The 5,259-nt window shown below is 62.8% G+C and carries 6 protein-coding genes and 1 pseudogene; 6 read left to right on the forward strand and 1 reads right to left on the reverse strand.

Annotated elements, in window-relative coordinates; translation table 11 throughout:
* The 6 genes and pseudogenes from Q7T64_RS02025 to Q7T64_RS18095 form a co-directional block, all read left to right on the forward strand.
* Positions 1-311, forward strand: a pseudogene (locus tag Q7T64_RS02025) (tryptophan--tRNA ligase); the annotation flags it as partial.
* A gap of 10 nt (positions 312-321) precedes the next feature.
* On the forward strand, positions 322-933 hold the full coding sequence (locus Q7T64_RS02030) for a bifunctional 2-polyprenyl-6-hydroxyphenol methylase/3-demethylubiquinol 3-O-methyltransferase UbiG (RefSeq protein WP_304790329.1): 612 nt from the start codon (positions 322-324) through the stop codon (positions 931-933).
* Between the two features lie 69 nt (positions 934-1,002).
* Positions 1,003-1,881 (forward strand): 4-hydroxy-tetrahydrodipicolinate synthase, encoded by an 879-nt coding sequence (gene dapA, locus Q7T64_RS02035; RefSeq protein WP_304790331.1) that lies wholly within the window; start codon positions 1,003-1,005, stop codon positions 1,879-1,881.
* A gap of 56 nt (positions 1,882-1,937) precedes the next feature.
* A complete protein-coding gene (gene bamC / locus Q7T64_RS02040; RefSeq protein WP_304790334.1) occupies positions 1,938-3,119 on the forward strand; it encodes an outer membrane protein assembly factor BamC in 1,182 nt (393 codons plus the stop codon).
* A 93-nt stretch (positions 3,120-3,212) separates the two neighbouring features.
* Entirely contained in the window at positions 3,213-3,992 is a 780-nt protein-coding gene (locus Q7T64_RS02045; RefSeq protein WP_304790337.1) for an MBL fold metallo-hydrolase, read from the forward strand.
* A gap of 157 nt (positions 3,993-4,149) precedes the next feature.
* Entirely contained in the window at positions 4,150-4,452 is a 303-nt protein-coding gene (locus Q7T64_RS18095; RefSeq protein WP_370653240.1) for a hypothetical protein, read from the forward strand.
* A 193-nt stretch (positions 4,453-4,645) separates the two neighbouring features.
* On the opposite strand, the gene Q7T64_RS02055 is transcribed toward Q7T64_RS18095, so the two are convergent.
* Positions 4,646-5,259 (reverse strand): winged helix domain-containing protein (locus Q7T64_RS02055; RefSeq protein WP_304790345.1); only part of this gene is annotated, 614 nt, incomplete at its 5' end.

Consider the following 5,259-nt stretch of genomic DNA (forward strand, 5'->3'; position numbering starts at 1 on the left):
GGCGTACCGATCCCGGCGATCCCGCCAAGTGTCCGGTCTGGAAGCTGCATGAAGTGTATTCCGACGACAGCACCCGGCAATGGGTGCAGCAGGGATGCACGACAGCCGGTATCGGCTGCATCGAATGCAAGCAGCCCGTGATCGACGGCATCCTGCGCGAACAGGAGCCGATGCGCGAGCGTGCCCAGCAGTACCTCGACGACCCGTCCCTGGTACGGGCGATCGTTGCCGAGGGTTGCGACAAGGCGCGCAAGCTGGCACAGGAAACCATGCACGATGTACGGCAGGTCATGGGCCTGAATTACAAGTGACGCAGCCTTGATGCCAGATAGCGCCGGACATCTCGCACTGGAGCAGCCTTCGGCCTGGGTCGCCCGTTTTGCGCCGCTGATCCCGGCCGGCCCGGTGCTGGACCTGGCCTGCGGCAGCGGCCGTCACGCCAGACTGATCGCCAGCACTTCGAACCCGGTGCTGGCGGTGGATCGCAATGCCGACGTGCTGGCCCGGCTCGCCGCGCTCGGCGAGCCCGACATCACCCCATTGCAGGTCGACCTCGAACAGCCCGATGCGGCGCAGGCGACCGGCTGGCCGCTGCAGCCCGGGCGCTACAGCGGCATCGTGGTCACCAACTACCTGCACCGCCCGCTGTTTCCTGCCTTGTTCGCCAGCCTGGCCGCGGGCGGGGTGCTGATCTACGAAACCTTTGCGGCAGGCAATGAGCGTTACGGCAAGCCATCGAGCCCGGCATTCCTGCTGCAGCCGGGCGAACTGTTGCAACGGTTGGCCGACGCGGCCGGTGTTGCCGGCGCGGCGCCTGCGTGGCGCGTGATCGCTTTCGAGGATGGCTACACCGACTTGCCGCGGCCGGCGATGGTGCAGCGGATCTGCCTGTTGCGCGGCCAGCCGTCGAGCGACGCGGCATTGTCGCTGTAAGGCCGTGGGCATCGCTGCAGCTATCCGCTACAATCCTGCTTTACTCCATTGCCAGCAATACACCAGACCATGATCCAGGGAAGCCTCGTTGCAATCGTCACCCCCATGCATGCCGACGGCAGTCTCGACTTGCCCGGACTGCGCAAGCTGATCGACTGGCATATCGCTGAAGGCACCGACGGCATCGTCATCGTCGGCACCACCGGCGAATCGCCGACCGTGTCGGTGGACGAGCATTGTGAGCTGGTCAAGGTGGCGGTGCAGCACACGGCAAAGCGTGTGCCCGTGATTGCCGGCACCGGCGGCAATTCCACTGCGGAAGCGATTGAACTGACACGGCACGCGCGCGAAGTCGGCGCCGACGCCTCCTTGCAAGTGGTGCCGTACTACAACCGGCCGACCCAGGAAGGCATGTTCCGCCATTTCAGCAAGATCGCGGAATCGGTAGACCTGCCGGTCATCCTGTACAACGTACCCGGCCGCACCGTTGCCGACATGAGCAACGAAACCGTGCTGCGCCTGGCGCAACTGCCGGGCATCATCGGTATCAAGGACGCCACCGGCAACCTGGGGCGCGGTACCGACCTGATGCGGCTGGCGCCAAAATCGTTCTCGGTTTACTCCGGCGACGATCCGACCGCGATGGCCCTGATGTTTTGCGGCGCCAAAGGCAATATTTCAGTGACGGCCAACGTCGCCCCGCGTGCGATGCACGAACTGTGCGTGGCAGCCATGGCGGGCCGGCTGGCAGACGCAATCGCCATCAACAATCGCCTGATACCCTTGCACGACAAGCTCTTCGTCGAGCCGAACCCGGTCCCTGTCAAATGGGCAATGCACGAAATGGGACTGATGGGCCCCGGACTGCGGCTGCCGCTGGCGCCGCTGGGCGATGCCTGGCATGAAATTGTCCGTGCGGCAATGCGCGAATCCGGTGTATTACAATAACGTCCTTCACGGCCGACCAGCAATGGCGCAAGCCTCGCCTTCTTTCCGGTACTACTATGATCAATCGCCGTAACACCAGCGCCGCATCGCGCGCTGGCCTGAGCTTGTTGTACACACTGATGCTGGCCGGCGTTGCCGGTTGCAGTTCGGTCCAGTCCTCCTTCGGCACCCTGTTCGAAGGAGAAAAGATCGACTATAAGAGTGCCGGTAAGCGCCCGACTGCCACGCTTGAAGTGCCGCCGGACCTGACCCAGCTGCAAAAGGACAATCGCTACTCGCTGCCTGATGCGTCCCGCGGCACGGCGACTGCTTCCGGGCTGGCGGCAAATCGCGGCACCACTGGCGCCCCGGTGACGGCGGTCGCGCCCAAGGCCGCGCCGGACATGCGCATCGAGCGGGACGGCAACCAGCGTTGGCTGGTCGTCAAGAAAACGCCCGAAGAACTGTGGCCGCAACTCAAGGACTTCTGGCAGGAAGCAGGCTTCCTGATCAACATCGAGCAGCCCGATACCGGCATCATGGAAACCGAGTGGGCCGAGAACCGCGCCAGGATTCCGCAGGACATCATTCGCCGCACTGTTGGCCGCGCATTCGATTCCATTTATTCGACCGGCGAACGCGATAAATTCCGCACCCGGCTTGAGCGGCGCGCGGACGGATGGACCGAAGTGTTCATCAGCCACCGGGGTGCAAAGGAAGTGATGGGCGGCGTTTCGGGTGACAACACGGTGTGGACACCGCAGCCGGCCAATCCGGAACTCGAAGCCGAGTTCACCAGCAAGCTGATGGCGCGCCTGGGCAATGACGAAGTCAAGGCCAAGCAGGAAATTGCACGTGCTGCACCGATGTCTGCGCGCTCGAAGATCGTGCGCGGCAGCGGCAGTGCGTATGTCGAGGTCAATGAAGGCTTTGAGCGCGCGTGGCGCCGGGTCGGGTTGGCGCTGGATCGGGTCGGCTTCACGGTGGAAGACCGCGACCGGACCAAGGGCACCTATTTCGTTCGCTATGTCGACCAGGCAGAGGATGCCAAGGACAAGGATTCCAAGAAAGGAATCATTTCCCGGCTGTTCTCGTTCGGCTCGAAAGACGACAAGGCCAAGGCAGCACAGCGTTACCGTGTGCTGGTCAAGGCCAGCGGCGACAGCAGCCAGGTCGCCGTGCTCAATAGCCAGGGCTTGCCGGAAACATCCGTTACTGCCGATCGCATCCTGTCCTTGCTCAACGACCAGTTGAAATAAGGCGCAGGCCGGACCGGCTTCACTTGCCGGTCCGGCCAACAAGTCAACCATGCCGCCGCGCTTGCCAGCGAGGCGGACTCACCGGGCAGGCCATTGAGATTTGCAAGTCTGGGCAGTGGCAGTGAAGGCAATGCACTGCTGGTTTCCGCCGGTTCCGGCAGCACCCGCTCCACCGTCATGCTGGATTGCGGATTTGGCCTGCGTGAGTGCGAACGCCGGCTCGAACGCCTCGGCGTAGCGCCGGGCGAATTGTCCGGCATTATCGTCACCCACGAGCACCAGGACCATGTCGGTGGCGTGTTCCGGTTTGCGCGCCGCCACCGGATCCCGGTCTGGCTCAGCCACGGCACCTGGCAGGCGGTACAGCGCGATACCGGCAATGTGGACGTGCGCCACTGCCGCGACGGCGACGTGCTCGCCATCGGCGACCTTGAGATCAGGCCCTATACCGTTCCCCACGACGCGCGTGAACCGATCCAGTACGTGATCGGCGATGGCCGCGTCAGCCTGGGCGTACTGACCGACGCCGGACAAGCCACGCCGCATCTGGTCCAGATGCTGGGCGGCTGCGATGCGCTGGTGCTGGAATGTAACCACGATGAGAAAATGCTGAAAGACTCGGCCTATCCCGCGTCACTCAAGTGGCGCATCGGCGGGCCATTCGGTCACCTGTCAAACCGGGCCACCGGCGAGATACTGGCCGCGCTCGACCAGTCACGGCTGGGGCGCATCGTCGGTGCCCACCTGAGCAAGCAAAACAATACGCCGGAACTGGCGCGCAGCGCGCTGGTCGGGGCACTGGCGGATACCGGCACGGAAGTGATGATCGCCTGCCAGGAAGAAGGATTCGGCTGGCTCGACGTCGGCGCCTGAGCCTGGCGGGATGCTGGCCGGGGTGGCGTGCACCTGACGGCTGCCTGGGTACTGGACATCGGGCGCCGCTTGGCCAGCACAGGGATTGCCCGGATTCCGGGCGTAAAAAAACCGGCCCGAAGGCCGGTTTCATTTCCAGACGAACTGGATTACTTCGATGCAGCAGGTGCAGCAGCAGCATTGCCAGCGGCTGTACCAGCAGCGGCGCCAGCGGCGGCACCAGTTGCGGCACCAGCAGCTGCACCAGCGGCTGCGCCAGCGGCAGCAGCTGCGTCAGCAGGAGCGGCTGCAGGAGCAGCAGCAGGAGCGGCTGCAGGAGCAGCAGCAGCAGGAGCAGGTGCAGGAGCAGCAGCAGGAGCGGCTTCTTCTTTCTTGCCGCAAGCGACCAGAGCAACTGCCAACAGGGAAGCGATCAACAATGTTTTTTTCATGTTTATTCCTTAGAAATAAATCTCAGTAGTAAGCGATAAATAATTACCGGTAATTATCGTTCATTTGGTTTTTTCGCCTTGCATGCAAGCATGATCAGGCAATGACACCAGCGCGGGATTATATCGGAAAATTTGTTGCGGACGCACAATAGACCGCGTCTTTTAGCGGGAACTCGTGACAAATTGTGTGGTGTTTTTGCACAAAGCGCTTTGGGAGCCCAATCAGGGTTCCAGTAGCAGCCATCCGTGCGTATACCAGGCATAAAGCGCCTCTTCCACATCCGGCGACGCTTGGCCGGCCTGATCCCCCGAAAGCCAGTGCTGATCCGCCAGCAGGCGCAGCACGGCCCGGTCCTGAACGCCGGTATCGAACGACTCGCCATTGATGAAAACGCGCCGTCCGGTGTATAGCATGCGCGAGCGCGCACACAGGCGAACTCCCCGTTTTCGGGCTGCAATGGTGAATTTCGCCGCGCTCAGCGGCTGGTCCGGCACGGTGAAGAAAACCTGGGGCTTGGGCGAGGACAGGTATTCACCCAGGAACAGGCTGATGTCATCCTTGTCGAAGCGGATGCGCTGTAATTCCTCGCTGACTTGCTGGATCATCTGCGCCGGAATCTCGGCGGGATGCCTGGCCGGTTGCAGATCCGGGTCGGCATAGCGCCCGGGCAACTCGACCGTGTCGGCCATGAACTGCAGGAAATGCTCCGCCAGTTCCTGCCAGGCCGGGGCTCGGAAACCGATCGAATAAGTCATGCATTCACCGACTGCAACACCATCGTGGGCGTAATGCGGCGGCAGGTACAGCATGTCGCCCGGCTCCAGCAGGTATTCCT

It is taken from the genome of Lacisediminimonas sp. (assembly GCF_030645335.1).
In the GTDB taxonomy this organism is placed as follows: Bacteria; Pseudomonadota; Gammaproteobacteria; order Burkholderiales; family Burkholderiaceae_D; genus Lacisediminimonas.

Excerpts from the sequence above, each read along its gene's own strand:
- dapA (WP_304790331.1), top strand. The coding sequence starts at position 1,003 with ATGATCCAGGGAAGCCTCGTTGCAATCGTCACCCCCATGCATGCCGAC.
- bamC (WP_304790334.1), top strand. The coding sequence starts at position 1,938 with ATGATCAATCGCCGTAACACCAGCGCCGCATCGCGCGCTGGCCTGAGC.
- Q7T64_RS02030 (WP_304790329.1), top strand. The coding sequence starts at position 322 with ATGCCAGATAGCGCCGGACATCTCGCACTGGAGCAGCCTTCGGCCTGG.
- Q7T64_RS18095 (WP_370653240.1), top strand. The coding sequence starts at position 4,150 with ATGCAGCAGGTGCAGCAGCAGCATTGCCAGCGGCTGTACCAGCAGCGG.